The sequence below is a fragment of the Alteromonas sp. 5NS40-0096 genome, from assembly GCF_057544385.1.
The window spans coordinates 1-19,518 of sequence record NZ_BAAJLQ010000006.1 but is presented as its reverse complement, the minus strand read 5'-3'; the positions used below and the strand labels follow the sequence as shown (position 1 = coordinate 19,518).

18 protein-coding genes are annotated in these 19,518 nt (G+C 43.8%); 10 read left to right on the top strand and 8 right to left on the bottom strand.

The features are described from left to right. Positions 1-40: 40 nt before the first annotated feature. The 4 genes from AC27G9_RS16850 to radC all read right to left on the bottom strand — a co-directional run bounded on the left by AC27G9_RS16850 (position 41) and on the right by radC (position 2,815). Positions 41-787: a capsule biosynthesis GfcC family protein gene (locus tag AC27G9_RS16850; RefSeq protein WP_487075647.1), complete on the bottom strand. Its 747-nt coding sequence runs from the start codon at positions 785-787 to the stop codon at positions 41-43. Between the two features lie 4 nt (positions 788-791). Then, a complete protein-coding gene (locus AC27G9_RS16845) occupies positions 792-1,463 on the bottom strand; it encodes a YjbF family lipoprotein (protein WP_487075646.1) in 672 nt (223 codons plus the stop codon). Positions 1,464-1,542: 79 nt separating this feature from the next. Then, positions 1,543-1,896 carry a hypothetical protein gene (locus tag AC27G9_RS16840; RefSeq protein WP_487075645.1) on the bottom strand — a complete coding sequence of 118 codons (354 nt, stop codon included), beginning with the start codon at positions 1,894-1,896 and terminating at the stop codon, positions 1,543-1,545. Positions 1,897-2,143: 247 nt separating this feature from the next. Then, positions 2,144-2,815 (bottom strand): RadC family protein, encoded by a 672-nt coding sequence (gene radC, locus AC27G9_RS16835; protein WP_487075644.1) that lies wholly within the window; start codon positions 2,813-2,815, stop codon positions 2,144-2,146. 146 nt (positions 2,816-2,961) lie between these two features. On the opposite strand from radC, the gene coaBC reads away from it, so the two are divergent. Continuing rightward, on the top strand, positions 2,962-4,161 hold the full coding sequence (gene coaBC, locus AC27G9_RS16830; RefSeq protein ID WP_487075879.1) for a bifunctional phosphopantothenoylcysteine decarboxylase/phosphopantothenate--cysteine ligase CoaBC: 1,200 nt from the start codon (positions 2,962-2,964) through the stop codon (positions 4,159-4,161). A 122-nt stretch (positions 4,162-4,283) separates the two neighbouring features. Next, positions 4,284-4,871 carry a nucleoid occlusion factor SlmA gene (gene slmA, locus AC27G9_RS16825; RefSeq protein ID WP_487075643.1) on the top strand — a complete coding sequence of 196 codons (588 nt, stop codon included), beginning with the start codon at positions 4,284-4,286 and terminating at the stop codon, positions 4,869-4,871. Between the two features lie 69 nt (positions 4,872-4,940). Here slmA and AC27G9_RS16820 read toward each other — a convergent pair whose 3' ends face one another. Beyond that, entirely contained in the window at positions 4,941-6,575 is a 1,635-nt protein-coding gene (locus AC27G9_RS16820; RefSeq protein WP_487075642.1) for a M28 family metallopeptidase, read from the bottom strand. A gap of 139 nt (positions 6,576-6,714) precedes the next feature. Between AC27G9_RS16820 and AC27G9_RS16815 the strand changes: the two genes are divergently transcribed. The 8 genes from AC27G9_RS16815 to AC27G9_RS16780 all read left to right on the top strand — a co-directional run bounded on the left by AC27G9_RS16815 (position 6,715) and on the right by AC27G9_RS16780 (position 16,190). Next, positions 6,715-7,287 carry a TetR/AcrR family transcriptional regulator gene (locus tag AC27G9_RS16815; protein WP_487075641.1) on the top strand — a complete coding sequence of 191 codons (573 nt, stop codon included), beginning with the start codon at positions 6,715-6,717 and terminating at the stop codon, positions 7,285-7,287. 79 nt (positions 7,288-7,366) lie between these two features. Further along, complete coding sequence (locus AC27G9_RS16810; protein WP_487075640.1) at positions 7,367-7,693, top strand: DUF1820 family protein; 327 nt, start codon at positions 7,367-7,369, stop codon at positions 7,691-7,693. A 30-nt stretch (positions 7,694-7,723) separates the two neighbouring features. Further along, positions 7,724-9,472: a DUF885 domain-containing protein gene (locus AC27G9_RS16805; RefSeq protein WP_487075639.1), complete on the top strand. Its 1,749-nt coding sequence runs from the start codon at positions 7,724-7,726 to the stop codon at positions 9,470-9,472. Between the two features lie 3 nt (positions 9,473-9,475). Next, positions 9,476-9,982, top strand: a complete 507-nt coding sequence (locus tag AC27G9_RS16800; protein WP_487075638.1) for a hypothetical protein — start codon at positions 9,476-9,478, stop codon at positions 9,980-9,982. A 131-nt stretch (positions 9,983-10,113) separates the two neighbouring features. Further along, a complete protein-coding gene (gene imuA, locus AC27G9_RS16795) occupies positions 10,114-10,803 on the top strand; it encodes a translesion DNA synthesis-associated protein ImuA (protein WP_487075637.1) in 690 nt (229 codons plus the stop codon). A 9-nt stretch (positions 10,804-10,812) separates the two neighbouring features. Then, on the top strand, positions 10,813-12,204 hold the full coding sequence (locus tag AC27G9_RS16790) for a Y-family DNA polymerase (RefSeq protein ID WP_487075636.1): 1,392 nt from the start codon (positions 10,813-10,815) through the stop codon (positions 12,202-12,204). 3 nt (positions 12,205-12,207) lie between these two features. Continuing rightward, complete coding sequence (locus AC27G9_RS16785) at positions 12,208-15,285, top strand: error-prone DNA polymerase (protein WP_487075635.1); 3,078 nt, start codon at positions 12,208-12,210, stop codon at positions 15,283-15,285. A gap of 134 nt (positions 15,286-15,419) precedes the next feature. Then, on the top strand, positions 15,420-16,190 hold the full coding sequence (locus tag AC27G9_RS16780; RefSeq protein WP_487075634.1) for a type 2 periplasmic-binding domain-containing protein: 771 nt from the start codon (positions 15,420-15,422) through the stop codon (positions 16,188-16,190). On the opposite strand, the gene AC27G9_RS16775 is transcribed toward AC27G9_RS16780, so the two are convergent. From AC27G9_RS16775 to AC27G9_RS16765, 3 genes are all read right to left on the bottom strand, one after another. Continuing rightward, the gene (locus AC27G9_RS16775) at positions 16,187-16,933 is read right to left on the bottom strand and encodes a type 2 periplasmic-binding domain-containing protein (RefSeq protein WP_487075633.1); all 747 of its coding nucleotides are present in this window, start codon (positions 16,931-16,933) and stop codon (positions 16,187-16,189) included. The two genes, AC27G9_RS16780 and AC27G9_RS16775, sit on opposite strands and share 4 nt — an antisense overlap. 21 nt (positions 16,934-16,954) lie before the next feature. After that, positions 16,955-17,908 (bottom strand): alpha/beta hydrolase, encoded by a 954-nt coding sequence (locus AC27G9_RS16770; protein ID WP_487075632.1) that lies wholly within the window; start codon positions 17,906-17,908, stop codon positions 16,955-16,957. 64 nt (positions 17,909-17,972) lie between these two features. Continuing rightward, on the bottom strand, positions 17,973-18,836 hold the full coding sequence (locus AC27G9_RS16765) for a hypothetical protein (protein ID WP_487075631.1): 864 nt from the start codon (positions 18,834-18,836) through the stop codon (positions 17,973-17,975). Between the last annotated feature and the right edge of the window lie 682 nt (positions 18,837-19,518).

The following is a 19,518-nucleotide window of genomic DNA, read 5'->3' as shown; positions in this document are numbered from 1 at the left end:
CTCAAGAGCGATAATCGAAATGTAGGCAATGCTGTTAACTTCACTTTGGCATCCTATTTACGGCTAGTTCAGCAACGGCCTGATTAAACGCGGCGATACTGGGAAGAAAATTCGTTTCCGTTATCGGAATATAAATGGCACTACCCGGCTCAATAGGACGATAGTCACGATTCCAATACGCGATACCTACCTTTTCGACATTCCCAGACAAGGTGACCAAATAGGCCCAATCAGAATCCGATTTTTTCAAAGGGTTAGCTGCGGCAACATAATCAGCCACAGTGAAACCTGAACGATGTACTAAATTAACAGGCTTAGCGACAGAACCGAACACTTCAATATCGGTGGGGCGTTCGGTCAAAAACATTCGGTAAACACCCTGAGGAAAGCTTGGTGAATCTTCTAAGAATAAACGTGAACGATCGAAATCAATTCGCCGCATCAACCTTTTCCCCAAAAACCAATTGTCCAATTGGGACTTAATTGAACGTAGAGAGGCTATCGCGGAAGAGTCACCCCTGGCATCTTTAAACAGTTCGTCCAGCTGAGCAATCACATTGTAGTAATCTTCCCGTACTTCTGGGCGGTTTACTTCAAAAACCTTGCTTGCAGGCCAATACCAGTCTTTTTCAGTCGCAATAGGGGCCAAAACGGAGGTAAGCCTTGGTGATGCTTCATATCGGTATAGTGTACCGTTGAGAATAATATCGACCGTACTGTGAGCAACAGACGAATAAACCAAAGCAGCAACGGTCACAATCAAAAGTTTAGGTATCTGATTCCACATCAATTTACTTTCCATCGATAATACGAGCAGCGCGACTCAAATAGGTGAAGGCAATGGGATCTTGTGTTGGAGAAAGCTTTTGCCAAGAATAAAGCACCAAGTTTGACTTGGGGTCTACAAGGTAGCGATTAGTCCATGACAACCCGGATTCCCAGTAGGGCCTCACGCTATCAAATTGAATATGTTCTTCATACACATTAGCTGTGATCGATTGTCCCCAGACTTCCAATGTAGATTGGCCTTTGAATTCCCACTGAGAGCGCACAGGGTGGGAATAAGCCAATTCAGCAACATCGACGAAGTAACTGTATGTTTGCGTTTGCTGTTCAAGAGGAATGGCTCTTTGCGCCCCACCAACAAACTGTAAATCACTTTCAAGACCCGTTGTACGGGCTAAAATGTCATTTCGCGTATGAAACATCACTTGGTCGCTGGACACCCATTTCCTGTAACCATTTTCGATATAGGCTAATGCGACGATTGCAGCGGGTCGCTCACCGTATTCCACTTTGGCAATATCGATTTGGCTCTGGCGCGTTTCTTCCAACGAACGGCTGGTATCAGTTTGATTAAAAACAATGTTTATTGAGTCAACATAGGTTTTAAGGGTTGAAGAACAACCAGAAATTGCAAGAAGCAATGTTACACATATTGCAGGGACAAGGGGTCTAATCATGAATAAGGGGCTTATTTTAGACAATGTCAGAAACAAAAAAGCCGCCGTATACAGGCGGCTTTTCGAGACCAAATGGCTCTTACTGAAGCGTAGGCAGGTACGTGAAAGTCACTGTCGCCGTTGCAGTAGTTGTGCCAGATACTGTTACTGTCGTAGTAGTACCAGTACAAACACCATTTGAAAGTGGGTCATCACCTTCACACGTTGGTACAGGATCTGGATCTGGGTCTGGGTTAGGTGCAGAAGTACCACTGCTGTTGCTTGCTGCGCCAGCAACTACACCAGCAAATACTGTTGCTGCTACGATAGTTTCAACAGCGATAGTACCACCAGCTACCGTCACTGAACCCAAACCACCGGCAGACTCCTGTTGTGCAGTCGCAGAAAACGCTAGTGACGCTCCTAAAACTGCAGACAAAATTGTCTTTTTCATAATACGTTCCTTAATAAACACTAGTGCTTGAGTATATTATCGTATAAATTCTCGCCGCACTACTGCTGCGAAACAAAATTTAACTCAATATACAGCCATAGGGCTTTTACTGATGCTATCAGTTGCAGCAAAAATTGCTACAATTTGTAATTATAAGATCAAAAAAGTAAAAACACGATAGAGTATTTCCACTTTTTATTGCATAAATATGATCAAAATATCACAAAAGGCTGTTTTTTCGTGAGGATCAGAGCAATCCCTTCTGTGCAAACGAGATGATCTCGCCATCTCCTACGACAAGATGGTCAAGCAAATCGACATCGATTAGCTGCATGGCTTGCTTGAGCTCAACCGTTAACTCCATGTCAGCGCGACTTGGTTGAGCATGGCCAGAGGGGTGGTTGTGGACCAGTATTACAGCCGCCCCGTTTGACAATAATACCTGTTTAGCTAACTCTCTTGGGTACACCGCGGCGGCATTAATAGTGCCGAAAAATAATTTTTTCATAGTAATAAGGCGATGTTGGCTATCGAGTATAAGCGCTCCAAATACCTCTGATTCTAAATCGGTGAACTGCATTTTGACGTACATCTTAACGTCATCAACATGCGTAAAAACGGGGAATCGTTGCATCGATTGCTGCAAGCTTCGTTGATGTAACTCCATAACAGCGCGCAGTAATATGTATTTGCTATTACCCACACCACAGACGCCACATAGTTGCTTATGCGTTGCTTTTCGTATGCCTCGTAAATCGACAAACCGCTCCAACAGGTTATAGCTAATCTCTGTCACACTTTGGTATTTGCTCCCGCTACCTATCCATATGGCAATGAGCTCCTGGTCGGTCAATGCTTCTGGACCATATGCCATTAGTTTTTCTCTGGGTCTAAGTGTGTCTGGCCAGTTTTTTATCACTAGGCTTTCCTTTTAATCTGCACACGATTGTGAAGCATGCGTGAAAGAAGGCGCTTTGAAAACTGGTCACAGATAGGGTTTCCTCTACACTCCGTATCCGTGGCATGTTAGGCTACAGTTTAAATAGGTGTTTAAAATCCGATATGATGTCGATAAAAAATAAGCGTATTCTTCTGGGCGTATCTGGTGGCATTGCTGCCTATAAAACGCCAGATCTTGTCAGAAAACTCAAGGCCGCCGGCGCCACCGTAAGAGTCGTTTTGACAGACTCAGCACAAGAATTTGTTAGCCCATTGTCTCTCCAAGCCGTTTCGGGATATCCCGTAAGTAACAGCCTGCTCGACCCAGCTGCTGAGGCAGCAATGGGGCATATCGAGCTAGCAAAGTGGGCTGATATTTTGTTGATTGCGCCAGCCACTGCGAATGTAATAGCGAAGTTAGCCAATGGTATTGCAGATGACCTGCTTACCACGTTAGCGCTCGCCACAACCGCCGATCTATACATTGCGCCAGCAATGAATCAACAAATGTGGAAAGCGCCTTCCACTGCTCGAAACCTTACCCAGTTATTATCCGACGGGTACCAACAAATCGGCCCCGATGCAGGAGATCAAGCTTGTGGTGATGTGGGCCCTGGTCGCATGCCAGATCCTCTTGATATTGTCGAAGCGTTAAACTCCAGATATCACGCGATTCTCTCGGACATCAACCTTTTAATCACAGCGGGTCCAACGAGAGAGGCACTTGATCCAGTGCGGTACATATCAAACCATAGCTCTGGGAAAATGGGATATGCCATTGCCCAAGCTGCTGCACAACTCGGCGCAAAAGTCACTTTAGTCAGCGGTCCGGTGAGTTTACCCACTCCCCAAAATGTCAATAGAATCAACGTACAATCTGCTCAAGAGATGCTAGATGCCGTTAGCGACAATGTACAACAGTGTAATATTTTCATCGCGACCGCAGCCGTAGCCGATTATCGCGCACACCAAGTGGCAGATAACAAGATCAAGAAAAATGACGACGAGTTAACACTTACTTTTGTTAAAAACCCTGATATTCTTAAAACCGTTGCCGCGTTAGAAGAGCCTCCTTTCACCGTTGGTTTTGCCGCGGAAAGCCAAGATGTGGAGAAATATGCCAGAGGCAAGTTAGCAAATAAGCGATTAAACATGATTGCAGCTAATGATATAACCGAAGCAGGTTTGGGCTTTAACAGTGATCGCAATGCGTTACACGTAATCTGGCCTGATGGTGACAAACGTTTACCTGCAGCAACTAAAACAGAGTTAGCGCATCAATTACTGTCATTGGTTGCTGAACACTATAAAAAAAATAACAGTTAAATCTGCCTCAATTCGGCCGATAAAAGCTGAGAAAAATAATAACATCGCGAGCCAACAGGGCTTGCTAATTCAACATGGACTACGGGTTGATATAACCCGATAGCGGAGGAAACACTGTCGTTATGCCTGCTGTCAAAAAAACCAATCGTCGCGCACAAATATTACAAGCGCTAGCCGGTATGCTTGAAACAAACCAAGGCCAGCGTATTACTACAGCAAAACTAGCGGAGAAAGTTGGCGTGTCGGAAGCGGCACTATATCGTCACTTCCCAAGTAAAGCACGTATGTTCGAAGGCCTTATCGAATTTATTGAAGAGACGCTGTTTTCTCGAATCAATAAAATTGTGAATGAGGAAAAGGACTCTGCGACGCGCTGCCAGCTTATCCTTCATCTCATCCTTGGCTTTGCTGAAAAAAACCCAGGTATTACTCGCATTTTAAACGGCGACGCCTTGCTAGGTGAGCAAGATAGGCTCAGAGCCCGCATCGCCAAGCTTTATGAGCGACTTGAAACACAACTCAAGCAAGTGCTGAGAGAACGCAAACTCCGCGAAGGAAAAACGCTAGCGGCAGATGAAGCGGTGCTAGCAAATATGTTCATTTGCTATACGGACGGCCGAATCAACTTGTTTATCCGCAGTGGGTTTACGCGTAAACCAACTGAACAGTTTGCCGAACAATGGCAATGCTTTAAACAAACGTTTTTATAGCCGATGCAATAAATACAATAGATACAAAAAAGGCGCTGTTAGCGCCTTTTTTATTTGTTCAGATTCGACTTATTTAGCAAAGGTGTTTCCGAAGAAATCACCTTCATTCCACTTTGGTCGAGCGTCTTGGTTAGCAAGCGTATATCCAATTTGCGCATTTACATTGGCAAATTTCTCTGCTGCCTTCCAATTAAAGGGCTGATGAATATCATCCGTTGGCTTGTGGTAGTGAGTCGACAGGAATGTGCCAAAGACTTTTGCACCGTCAACCTCTGGGTCAGCTGAAACTAAACCAGGTACTAAAAATACGGCAGGGACGCCCTGCTTCACAAATGCATAATGATCAGAACGTGTAAATAACGCTTGTTCTGGCCACGGATCTTCACTCAATGTGATATCAGCATTTGCTGCAGCCTGTTCTACTGACGCTTTCATGTCCGAGTGATTGGCACCAAACGCAATTACATCAGCAAATTCATAAGTTAAGATTGGCATATCTAGATTGACGTTCGCTACCATGGAACCAGCAGGCACTGTAGGGTTTCTGGCGAAGTAATCAGCGCCTAATAGCCCCTTTTCCTCACCGGTTACAGATACAAACAAAATCGAACGCTTTGGCTTGACTTTCATATCACTAAACAAGCGTGCAGTTTCTAGCATAATCGCCGTACCCGACGCATTGTCCATGGCACCATTATTGATATTGTCTTTTTTGACGGTTTTAGCAAAGCCAATGTGGTCGGAGTGAGCAGTGAAAACAACATACTCATTCTTCAGTTCAGGGTCTGAACCTTCGATCATACCAACAACATTAGGGCTGTCGATCGTCATATGGCTGCTTTTTTTAGCGATATCCACTGAGGCATCAAGTGCAAACCCTTTAGGAGATTTGTCCTCCTCTACCATTGCGTAGATATCGTCTAGCGAGACTTTTGAGCCAGCAAACAACTTTTGCGCTGCAGGCATGCTCATATAGGCACTGCCTTTTAGCTGACTAAACGCATTGGCAGGAACATCATTATCGTCTAACCATGCTAAACGCGGAGTGTGAATGTAGCTCAACGAACGTTGATAAGGGCGCACTTTTTCCGAAACTGGCGTAGAAAGTGTAATCATACCAATTGCACCGTGGTCTACCGCATACTTCTGCTTTTGGTAGCCAGACGCAAAATGCGCTCCTTCTTCACTCGGAAACGACTTAGGCTTACCCGCCAGTGTGACAACAATTTTGCCCTCTACGTCTAAGTCCTTGTAGTCATTGTGATCCAACTCATCAGCAACAATGCCGTATCCCACAAAAACTAACTCGCCCTTTAGTGCAGATTGCTCATTGAGTAAATCTGGGCCAGTAATGAAGTCTTTTGGATAGTCAAAACTTCCAGCGCCCTCGGCGTTGCTGTAAGTGAATACGGGCGACTCTTGAACCAAACTGGCCTTGCGGAAGTTAACTTGCTGCATGTATCCGTCAGTTCCAGCTGGCTTTAAGCCGTATTTTGCGAATTCCGTCGCAATATACAAAGCTGCGATATCATGACCTCTAGAGCCTGTATCGCGACCTTCTAGTAGGTCATCGGCTAGGAAAAATAGGTGTGATTTAATTTTTTGTGTATCGGGAGCAAACACCATTTCTTGCTCATGTTCATGAGCAATAGTCGATAAGCTCCCCACCAGCATTAAGCTGCTAAGTAGGAATTTTTTCATCATGTGATTTTTTATTGCGATATTAAAACCGTGTCATGGTATACCACTCGGGTTCAATAGCCTAGTGTTTGCGGTGTATGCCTTGACGCTGCGTTAATTTGCGCTAATCTGACTGAGAATAGTAATTCTCAAAAAGACTGATATGCCACGCACCGCACTTTACGAGGTCGACGTTGTTCTCGACCAAGCCATAGATATATTCCTCGAACACAGTTATCACGGCGCAATCATGGATGAAATTATTGCTCGCACCGATTTTAACCGTAGGGGGTTTTATCTCGAGTTTGGCAGTAAACAAATTTTTCTATACAAAGTGCTATCTCACTATGAAACAACGGTATTAGGTCCGATTGTCAGTGAACTCGACAGCCACCAAGGCATAGTATCAATTCAGCAATTTTTTGACCGCTACATAGAGCTAATTTATCAAAAAGGATGTTTGTTGATTAACATGGTGACTGAACTTGGTGTTGATAACCCCACCGTTAAGGATATGGGGCGTCATTATTTAGACAAACTTCAAATTGGCTTTATTGGGTGTTTGGAGCAAGGGCAAAAACTGAGACAAATTCAACCAACAGCTAATATTGAAGCGGCGGCGTTGCAGCTTACGAGTTTTGTGCAAGGTTTCGCTGTCAACGCCATACTCGCTGAAAGTATTGACGAGATGAAGATTGCGACAAAAGCCCTGCTCGGCCCTTTGCAGATCGATTGACAATCGCGCTAAAATGCCTCCAATTTCGATGCCTCAAGGCATTGATGTTGGTTTTATTTGAGCAGGTTTAATAGATTATATGAGCAGTAAAGAACCTTTGTTTCGCGTGCAATTTGTCAGTAATGGCGAACGCTATGAACTGTACGTTCAAGAAGTATCTCAAGGTGGGTTATTCGGGTTTATCGAAATTGGAGGGTTTGTTTGGGACAACCACACACAACTCGTTTTAGACCCAAGCCATGAGAAACTCAAAGATGAATTCAGTGATGTTACTCGTACTTACATCCCAATGCACAATGTATTGAGAGTCGACGAAGTCAAAAAACAAGGGACTGCTAAGATCACTCAACTTTCAGATAAAGTCACTGCGTTTCCTAGTCCGATATACACGCCTAAAAAAGAATAATCCACCGTAGAGTGGCAAATGGAGTACCCCATGCGACAGCTAATCACAACCTGCCTTTACTTAGGAATAGTGGTCTTTAGCCTATCGAGTTCAGCGAAAACACTGCCAGAACTCGTTGAGGAAATTTGGCAATTCGAAGTGCACTCTTCCCCTTTTCTAGCCACAGCAGAGGGTGTTGACGGCTACAATCACGTTCTTCCAGACCTATCAGCGGATCACTTAGCGACGCTACACAAACAGCGTCTTGCTTTTATGCAAGAGCTAGAAGCGCTAGACAGTACAAAGATGAGCAGGGAAGATCAGATTACTTTGCACATGCAAAAATATCGCTTGCAGAATGCCATCAGTGAATACAACTTCAACGCCCACTGGGTGCCCATAACATCTGAGTATGGCTTTCATAGTGCAATTGGTGGTTTACCCAATACCATGCCTTTCAAACAAGAAAAGGATTACCAAAACTATTTAGCCAGATTGGCAGCATTTGATACGTATTTTGGTCAAAACATTGACTGGATGCGCAAAGGGTTAGCGGTTGATTATACTCAGCCAAAGGCGGTGCTTGAAGGGTATGAAGATTCCATCAAACCCTACTTAGTAAAAGACGCAAAGGAGAGCAGTTTCTACACGCCTTTTACACAGTTTCCCAACCATTTCACACAGCAACAAAAGGAAGCTTTAGAAAAGCAAGCTGTTGACGTTATCGAAATTATTGTAGTGCCTGCGTATCAACGTTTTTATGATTTCATGGTGAATGAATACATGCCTGGCGCTCGAGATGACATTGCTGCACGTCATTGGCCACATGGCGAGGCATATTATAGAGATCGTGCAAAGCATTACACGACAACCTCGATGACTCCGGAGGAAATTCACGAGTTAGGCCTTGCTGAAGTCAAGCGTATTCGCACAGAGATGCAAAGTATTATTGATTCGCTGGCTTTCAAAGGTAGCTTCGCTGACTTTATCCATTTTCTGCGTACTGACCCACAGTTTTATGCCAAATCAGAAGAAGAGCTAATTCAAACCGCATCCTATATCGCGAAAAAAATGGACGCCAAGCTACCAGCACTCTTTTCCTACTTACCTCGTACTCCATATGGCGTGGCGCCTGTACCTGCGAGCATCGCCCCCAAGTATACAACAGGCCGTTATATTAGTCCGAGGCGAGATGATCAGCCCGGATATTATTGGGTCAATACGTATGCGTTGGACAAGCGCCCTTTGTATGCTTTGCCTGCACTAACGTTACACGAAGCAGTTCCCGGCCATCATCTACAAATCTCCCTAGCTAGTGAAATGACCGACCTACCCAAAGTGCGTCAGAGTACTTACATCTCTGCTTTCGGCGAAGGTTGGGGTTTATATTCTGAGTACCTCGGAATTGAGGCTGGTATGTATGAAGATCCCTACGATGACTTTGGTCGTTTAAGCTATGAAATGTGGCGCGCTTGCCGCCTAGTCGTCGATACGGGCATGCATATGTTTGGCTGGTCTCGGGAGCAAGCATTAAACTTTATGCTCGAAAATACAGCGTTATCCGCACATAACGTCAAGACTGAAATAGACAGATACATCTCTTGGCCGGCGCAAGCTTTGTCATATAAGATTGGCGAAATTAAAATTAAATCGCTCAGACAACGGTCTGAATCTGAACTGGGTGCAGATTTCGATATCAGAGAGTTTCACAAAGCGGTACTCGCTCATGGATCAGTACCGTTGTTTATTCTCGAGCAGAATATTGACGATTATATTCAATTACATAAAACGGATAACTAAATTATGGTGGTGTCATTTTCTATCATTGGTGTTTTAGTACTTGCGCTGATCTTTTTGGTTTTGCGAAGCCAGAATATGCAAAAAGAACTCGCACTCACCAGAAACGCCGTTAAGTCTAATACGAAAAAAATCACCTATGCCTTTCACAACTTAGTATTGATGTCGAAAGAATTACAGAAAGTGTATGCCTCTAGAGTCGATAATGCTCACAAAAAAGGGCTCATATCAGGGGCAGAATACAGCGTATTGAGCATTATCATGCACAACTTTAGCCAAATCACTATGGATTGCTGTGAAAAGGGTGACACGGTTGAAGAAGCGCTGAGCAAAGCACTAAAAGATACGGAAGTGACAATGGAAAGCGTACGAGAACTCATTAAAGAAAAACCCAGTGAAATTCGTGTAGCTTGGTGTCGAAATACAGTAGACGGTTTTATGGCAGCGTGTCATGCATTATCTCAATCGGCACTCAATATTGCCACTGAATCCAAAGACGCTAAAACATCTTAACTAGCTGATTATAAAAATGATATTAAGCCTTGCTTCGCGCAGGGCTTTTTTATTTGCACACAGATCTTGGCGTAAGCTTTTCGCTGATCTAAAATACTGTATATCTATACAGTATTTTATGGTGATTGATTATGTCTTTGCAGTTACTAGAACGTAATCCTCTCATATGGAAAGGACGGGATTATATTGCCACCTCTCACGAGAAAATCACAACGGGCCACCACGAATTAGACAAAGCCTTAAACGGTGGTTTACCAAATGCAGGAGCCATCAGTTTAGCGACAAATTACAATGGTATTGGGGAGATCACTTTATTTTCCAATGTGTTAAAGCAGCAGCAAAAAACACGAAAGCTCACCGTCTTTATTCGCCCTCCAGCGAATATCAATGGCCCATGGTTAATACAAGAAAAGCTCGACCCTAAGCTCGTATATCAAGTAAATAGTGGTTCAGAAGAAAACACACTGTGGGCAGCAGAACAATGCCTACGCAGCCAAGCATGTAGTGTGGTCATGACTTGGGTTAGCAATATTACCCATAAGCAAGCCCGTCGATTACAAGTAGCAGCAGCACAACACCAAACCTTGTTGATACTCTATCGTGCGGCTCTGCCACAACATCAAGTCATGCCGATGAACGTCGACCTCAGTATGCAATGTAATGACATCCAGCCTGTCATCCATATCCATAAGCAAGTAGGTGGATGGGCACGGCACAATATTCCGATCAACCTCGGCCATATCCCGTCTAACCACATCATTACCCAACTTATGCAAAAAGGCCGAGAACTAACGATTCAGCCACTCGACCTCGTACGATAGTGATAGCTTATGCACTGGATGTATCTTTATTTCTATCAGTTACAACTCGACGGCTTATCACTTTCTGATAGTCAGAATACAAGAGCTATTGCGATATATGACAATGCGCTAAATGCCATTGTCCAATGCAATGACGTCGCGACATCGCAAGGCATTAAACAAGGCATGGGGTTAGCCACTGCGAGCGCAATGTGTTCATCTTTACATTTGATTGCCTATGACGCTAACGCTGAGAAGCACCGCCTAGAAGCCGTAGCTAATGCATTGTATATGGTGGTTTCAGACATTGTCATCTGCACCCACAATGCCATGGCCATAAAGCTCGACAACATGCTCACCTACTATGATGGCCTTGAGCCATTACTTGCAACACTCGCTCGTCAGCTACAAGCCCAACAGCTGCATTATCACTACGCAACAGCGTGGAGCATAGAAGCAGCCCAAGTTTTGGCATTATCTGGGTTGAATAAAGTATCAATGAATCAGCAAACGATTAAAGCATGGCTTGCTGATCGCCCTATTGCGTTATGCCAGCTTACTGCCAAACAACAAACGTCACTGCACCGCGTGGGCATTAGAAAGGTAGGCGATATTCTAAAGATAAGCACACAAGAAATTAGCAAACGCTTCCCCAATACACTAATTCATTACCTGACAGCACTGAAAGGTGAAGTCTACCCCAAGGTTGTGTATTACCATCCTAGAGAAACGTTTTTCTCTCCTGTAGAACTGCCTTTCGAATTAGACAAAACAACACTATTAATGCCGTGGTTTACACAACTTTTAAATGAGTTGGAAACCTATCTTGTGCTACGTAACAAGCTGACAAATAGCCTCGTTTTACAACTCTTCGGTCGAGACAATGAAGAAACAACCATTCCGTTAAATTCGATACAACATATCAACCGAGCCAATGACTGGCTGTCTCTACTCACGTTAAAATGCGAAGCGATTACATTATCAGAGCCCATTCGTCGTATCACACTAAGTTGCGACGTGTTAGTTGATATTACGGAACAAAAAACAGACTTTTTTTCCCAACGCCAGCACCAGTTTGCTCACCTACAGTTGATTGGTCATTTACAAGCAAAGCTTGGCGTTTCCAATGTGATACAACCATTACCAGCAAATGAGCATCAACCGGAAAAGCAAACCACGTCGACACCCGCTAATCCATCCTCTATGGTTTATGCTCCCTACGCCCCGTGTTTACTTACTTTTAACCCGCTTCCTTTAGCTCAAGAATCACGCATTATTTATGGCCCAAGACGCTTGCAAACCGCATGGTGGGATACCCCGATTTTTCGCGATTACTTTGTTGCTCAAGATGAGCTCGGGCAATATTTATGGATATACCGAGATAAACAAAAGCGCTGGTTTTTACAAGGTTGGTATAGCTAAATCATGAGTTACTCTGAACTAGTTTGTCGCTCCCATTTTTCCTTTTTAGATGGGGCGTCTTCTCCTGAAGAGTTAGTGACAACAGCATCGTTTTTAGGCTACCAAAGTATCGCTATTACTGATGAATGCTCAGTAGCAGGTGTTGTTCGCGCTTATACAGAAATAAATCGCAACCGATTGCCTATCAAGCTAATTATTGGCAGCCGTTTTCAATTCTCTGAATCACTCGAGTTAGTCCTACTTTGCCCTACTAAAGCGGCATATAGCGAACTCTGCCGTATTATTACCAATGCTAGACGCAGAGCTACAAAGGGGACTTATCAATTAGCTGAATGGGATCTTAAAAGTATTAAGCACTGCTTACTCATTTGGATGCCATCAATAGACGGTAAAGACAATAATTACTGGGCAAAATGGTTGGCGAAGTATCATCCCTCTCGGACTTGGATAGGCGCCCATCGAAAGCTGGATGGCCGAGATACACAAAGGTACGAGTGCTATGATGTACTACACCAAACTTATGCATTCCCTATCGTAGCGTGCGGCGATATCCTGATGCATCACGCTGATAGACTACAGCAACAACATGTACTACATGCTATTCGAACAAGAAAAACGGTTGATACATTAGGGCAAGCATCTCTCAGTAATGCCGAGCAAAGCCTGCGCCCCATTCCCAAGCTAGTCTCATTATTTCCAGCACATTGGCTTACAGAAACACTTAACATCAACCAAAAATGCGATTTTAGTCTCGATGAACTCAAGTATCAGTACCCTGCTGAGCTCATTCCACAAGGTAAGACAGCAACTGAATATTTAAGAGAATGCGTAGAGGTGGGTATTACTCGCCGCTTTCCCAATGGTATTACACAAAGGGTAAGAGACATCATAGAGAAAGAGCTCCATTTGATCGCTGAGCAGTCTTACGAGTATTTTTTTCTTACTATTCACGATGTGGTGCAATTTGCCAAACGCCAAGGCATTCTCTATCAGGGCAGAGGTTCAGCTGCGAATTCCGTTGTTTGTTACTGTCTTGAAATCACCTCCGTGGATCCAGAACAGATCAATGTACTTTTTGAACGTTTCATTTCAAAAGAGCGTAACGAGCCTCCTGATATTGACGTTGATTTTGAACATGAACGGCGAGAAGAAGTTATCCAATATATTTACCAAAAATACGGTAGAGAGCGCACCGCTTTAGCCGCTACTGTCATCTCTTTTCGCTTCAAGTCGGCGTTCAGAGAAGTTGGTAAAGCATTAGGTTATGACGAAAGCCAACTTGATTTCTTTATCAAAAATGTCAATCGCCGAGATCGGGCCCAACCATGGCAATCTCAACTTGCCAGTACCGGATTAAATAGAAACAGTAAACAAACCGACATTTTTATCAAACTAGTGGAGGATATCGTTGGTACTCCTCGCCATCTATCTCAGCATGTAGGCGGGTTTGTCATATCAGAAGGGCCCTTGTATAACCTTGTCCCGGTAGAAAATGCCTCAATGCCAGAAAGAACGGTGATTCAATGGGATAAAGATGACTTGGAAAGTTTAGGGTTACTTAAAGTGGATGTGCTTGCTCTGGGTATGTTGACTGCAATTCGCAAAGCCTTTCATTTGATTAAATGCAATTTTGGCTATGATCTTAGCATCGCTAGTATCACAGCGATGCCCGATGACCCTCAAGTCTTTGATATGCTCTGCCGAGCAGATACTGTTGGCGTTTTTCAGATCGAGTCTCGAGCACAGATGTCGATGTTGCCTAGGCTGAAACCTAGATGTTACTACGACCTGGTCGTGCAAATCGCCATCGTTAGACCCGGCCCCATTCAAGGGGACATGGTTCATCCATACCTTCGTCGGCGTCACGCTAAAGAAGTCATCAGTTATCCGTCCAAAGCAGTTGAGTCTGTACTCAAACGCACTATGGGTGTGCCAATCTTTCAAGAGCAAGTCATTCAACTCGCTATGGTGGCAGCAGGCTTTAGTGGGGGTGAGGCTGACCAACTGAGACGTGCAATGGCTAGCTGGAAAAAGACCGGTGAGCTGAATAAGTTTAGAGACAAGCTTGTATCTGGGATGGAATCTAGAGGCTACGACACTCACTTTGCCATTCAACTTTTTGAGCAAATCAAAGGCTTTGGCGAGTATGGCTTTCCCGAATCTCATTCTGCTTCTTTTGCTGTACTGGCCTATGTTTCAGCTTGGCTGAAACATTATTTCCCAGCAGAATTTTATGCCGCGTTGCTCAATAGTTTACCTATGGGCTTTTATTCTGCTAGCCAATTAATCCAAGATGCTCAGAGACATAATATAGAAGTACTTCCTCCCTGTATTAATGCCTCCCAAATAGACTACACGCTAGAAGGCTCACAACAAATCAAGGCGTTAAGAATCGGATTACGGCAAGTCAAAGGAGCAAGCCAACAGTGTCTCACCTCACTGGTTTCAAAACGTCCCCAGGAAGGTTACGCAGACCTCACAGCACTCTTAGCTGTTAAGATTAAACAAGACTCCTTGCAAGCACTGACAAGCGCTAATGCGCTCTGTGTCATCGCGGGTAGTAATCGTTTTAATACGCGCTGGCAGTTAATGGATAGCCATCAGAAGCTACCACTTTTCGATAGTGACCCTCTACCCAAAAGCATAGAGCACATGCCCAACGATGTAGAAGGGTTATTGGAAGACTATGCATCAATGAGCTTGTCTGTAGATAAGCACCCTATCGCCTTACTTCAACAACGCGGTTATTTTAACAAAGTAAAGTTAGCTAAAGATTTACAGCATACTCGACCCAATAGTGTCGTTAGCATTGTAGGCTGCGTGACTGGACGTCAAGCACCAGGGACGGCTTCAGGTGTCACCTTTGTCACACTCGAAGATCATACTGGAAATATCAATGTTGTCGTCTGGCAAGCCACTGCACGGCATCAAAAAGTACCTTTTTTAAATGCTAAAGTACTGCAAATAGATGGCATTGTAGAAAAATCGGAAGAAGGGGTGGTTCATGTCATAGCCGGCAAACTCACTGACCATACTGAACTACTTGGTCAGCTCACATTGAACGCCCGAAATTTTCATTAAATCAATCATATAGGTCAAAGCTAATTTTTGCACCTTTACATTGAAGAAAGAGCGTGAGATTGTACCAGCTTAAGCTTCTGAAACTCGACTAAAGTCGAACATGTAAAATCGGTAAAAAACGCGGAGTATGTTAGGTGCGCAAGTTTCTTGTTGTATTGACAGCGATTATGCTGCACACCTCAGTTAAAGCTGAGCATTACATTGTCGGGGCGCAAAATATCAGCTACTTTCCTCACTATGCCTTTCAATCCCCAATAGATAAAGGTTTAGCATGGGCGATTCTCGAAGCCTACGCTGAAAAATCTGGCCATACTTTCGATTATGTCGCCTTGCCCATCGTCCGACTGCGCAAAGAGTTGGTCAAAGGCAATGTTGACATCATCTATCCAGACAATCCGAAGTGGTTTAACAGCCAACTAGAAACTGACAATAAATATTATTCATCGCCTTTGGTTAGGGCTTTAGGCGGAACAATTGTCACTCTGGATAAGCAAGGAAAAGGGATAGACGCCGTCAAACGATTGGGGCTACCTGCCGGTTTTTCTCCGGTGAAGTGGCAATCTAGAATTGAGAGTAAACAAACTAAACTCATACCTGCAGAAGATAGCTTATCCGCATTGTTATTACTGGCGGAACAACAAGCCGATGCCGTAGACCTAGAGTACAACGTCGCCAGCTATCTTAGTCGTAACAAACACAAACTCAGCAACATAAGATTAGATCCAAGCTTACCTTTTGATGATGTTGGCTTCAGATTGGCGACAATAAAACACAAGCGATTAATTGATGGACTCAATCAGTTTCTTATCGAAGAGGAAGCGTTGGTTGAAAGTTTGAAGCGGCGCTACAATATTGAAGACCCCAATATCGTTATCTCTCGACTACAGCGACAACAGCAAAATTAGTTGTTAGTAGCATTGTCCAGCAGATACTTACCGTCAACAGAGTCGACATAAGCCTCAAGAATGTCCGTAACAATCGCGACGTTATCAGATGCTGTACTTACCGCGTAATACGTATTGGCTTTACCTATATACTCAATAGACAAAGACAACGGCATTTCAAAATCACTACTCGCGATGAACGCATTAAAAGGTCCTACATAACTCACTAGATGACTCGTTCGACGACGTAGAAAGAGCGTAATCGCATCCGTTGCCGACGGCACATCAAAAAACGTATGAGCCCTATCTTCTAGTAATGCCCTGACACCGTGATAGTCGAAACCACGTATGGCGGCTACGGATTTTGCGGAAGCCATATCGGCATGTTTATAAATACCAATATTTAGTTGCCCAACCGGATGATCGATGAACTGCACAATATTCTGTAGCGCCTCCGTTGACTTTACATTAATCGTGAGGTCAACAGCTCCAAGCTCCAGTAACTTGTATATTCTAGCAGCGGGCGCACATATGACTTTAATCGTAATATTCGCATTTTCGAAAATTTGTTTCGTTAGGCTGATACCGCGCCCTATACACTCACCACTTTCCTTATCAATATAGGTCGTTGGCGGAAACACCACAGCACCAAACACGATAGTTTGTTCGTCTTTGAGTAAGGGTAAAGTCTGAGCTTCAATACCCGTAGTCCAGAAACTGATGAGAATAATGAAGGTACTGATTTGAGTAGGAAACAACCGCAATTCACTCTCCTAACGCCACGACTAATGTTCGGCAGATATAAAACTCGAGGGTGCCATAAGGTAAAGTATGGGCGCTTTTAAGCGTTTACGCCACGCATTTTCGTTGTGGCCTTCTCCGGGGTAGCTTCGAATCTCAATAGCTTCATCGGGAAGTGCCATTGAAGATAACGCTTTGCTTATTTGATCCTGCAACGGTGGATACAGGCTATCTAGCTCGGCATCACCGTGATCCATATACCAACGCATGCCCTCTCTGTATTGCAGCGAGTGCGTTATATACTGTTCAAACGCATTAATAATACGCTTATCGTCAACCGCCATGGTCCCCGGCCAATGGGTAGAGATACTTGCCGCCCGACCAAACTCTTCTGGATATTCCAATAGACCATACCAAGATATTAAGCCCCCCATACTAGAGCCCAACAACACGTTGCGATTACTCTTTTTACTGGTTTTAAAGCGGCCTTGTATCATGGGTTTAAGCTCTTTCACGATAAACTTTAGATACTTATCAGATTGAACATTGTTACCGCCAAACAATAGCCTATCCCCTCTGGCAAGCTGATAAAGTTCCTGTTGGTAGGGTGCTTCTAGGCTCTCAAACGGCTTTTGTGGAAAATATTCGGCATGCCTAAGTAAGCTACCACCATTATCTATCCCAACAACGATAAAAGGTATGACTTGCCTCTCATCAAACAACACGGAAAGAGTCTCATCCACGCCCCATTCTTGTTGATTCCATGTTGTTGACGCGTCAAATAGCATTTGGCCATCATGCATATAAAGTGTTGCTATCTCTTCGCCATTTTTCAACCAAGTGTCATATTGCTTGGGGAGCCACACACGAATATCTCGTGGCGCTATGAATTTAGACTTAACATTGTCAATGACAATCAGTGTACCCGAAGACACTACCTCTGCACCGAGATTAAAATGAACGAACAAACAAAGTAATACTGTCAACACCCTTTTCATGACATAGATTCTCTTATAATTTTCCGATACATTAATTCAATCAGATTGTGCAACACTTACTATTTCACTGTTCTCTAATGACATCACAAATAGGCTTCCAATCCTTTGCCTCGGTACTGACAGCCCCTACTGATTCGTAATGCTTCAGCAGAGAACCATCTTCTCGCATTTCTACTAACCGGTTATTAAGCGTTTTTGCGAGTGAGAAACCAAACGATAACTTAGAGGATATAAGATAGTGGCTAGAATCTGGTATAACGAGTTTATAGCCAGGTATAGGGACGAGCTCTACACCAAACTCTCTACGACCTACCCCAAATTCTTTCCCAAACGCGAGAGGCAATACATCCGCTCGTTCTCTTTGCAGCATGTGAAACATTTGCTCATAATGGTCAACGTGCAATACATCGCCCATTCCACATTTCAACATGCCCCAATCATAGGACCAATTTCGATTCGACACAGCTATCATCTTATCGAAATCGACTGCTTGTGTTTTTCTAGTAGCAATATTTAACGTCTGCAGAGTCTTTGGGGTGACAAACAAGCCCTTATTAAATTCCCCAAACTCCAGCAAAGGCATGGTGCGAATAATACCAACCTTATTTGATTCTCCTGACCATACGCCAAAGCCAGTTAAATCGGCTTCACCTTCTGCCACAGCATTAACAGCACGTAATGCTACAGGATAACCAACCAATTTTAACTTTATATCTGGTAATAGTTCGATTAACGATTGGCAGAGTAGCTGATACTCCATCACCATTTGATTATTTTGGTAACTGTCAGGGTTGAGTGGAGTGCAACCATTTGAATCCAAATCTTTTTGTATATTTGACAATTGATCGGAAAACACGGCGACACGCAATGTTTGTTCATTTCCATGAGCATGCAATGAAAATACAATTAACATAAGCCAGATTTTCACTTTCCCTCGCGTAATCAAAGTACTCCCCTTTCAAACACTCTACGCCACTATGTCCAAACTACCCGCCATAGTTAAAGTAATAACCCACTATATGACAACTGACAACGATTCTAAGAGACAATTTTCTTAAAAGATGGCAAGTACAGATCAACCTAGCCTAAATTTATCAAATAGCTTAGCCAGTAAAAGTGCAGGAATTATGAACAAGTTTAACTGCAAACAGCACCTATAGTGGTTGAGGTATTACGCCAATCATAAGATTCATATAAACGTTATAAATAACTCGATCGCAAACAAACCTAAGGGCGTCTGCATACCCGCCAATGAACATGCAAGTAATGCGTCTTCAATACGCGCCTAAGAACAAGATAACCATTCAATAGAGCAGGGAGCCCTGTACCGGCGAGGGACGGTGGCGACGCTCACACGGTTCGAACCTGTGAATCGAGTTAAATTGTGGGCGTCGTGAATAAGGAATGCCCTATAGCACGTCAAGAATATAAATGGGTCTGGTATTAAGGTCGCACATTTTTCTGCGCCTAAAACAAAAAAGCCCACTCAATCGAGTGGGCTCTTCGGAATGGGAGCCCCGTACCGGCGAGGGACGGTGGCGACTCTCACGGGCTAGCCCCAGTGAGTAAAGATAAAGATGACGCTTTTTACTGCACTTAAAACAAAAAAA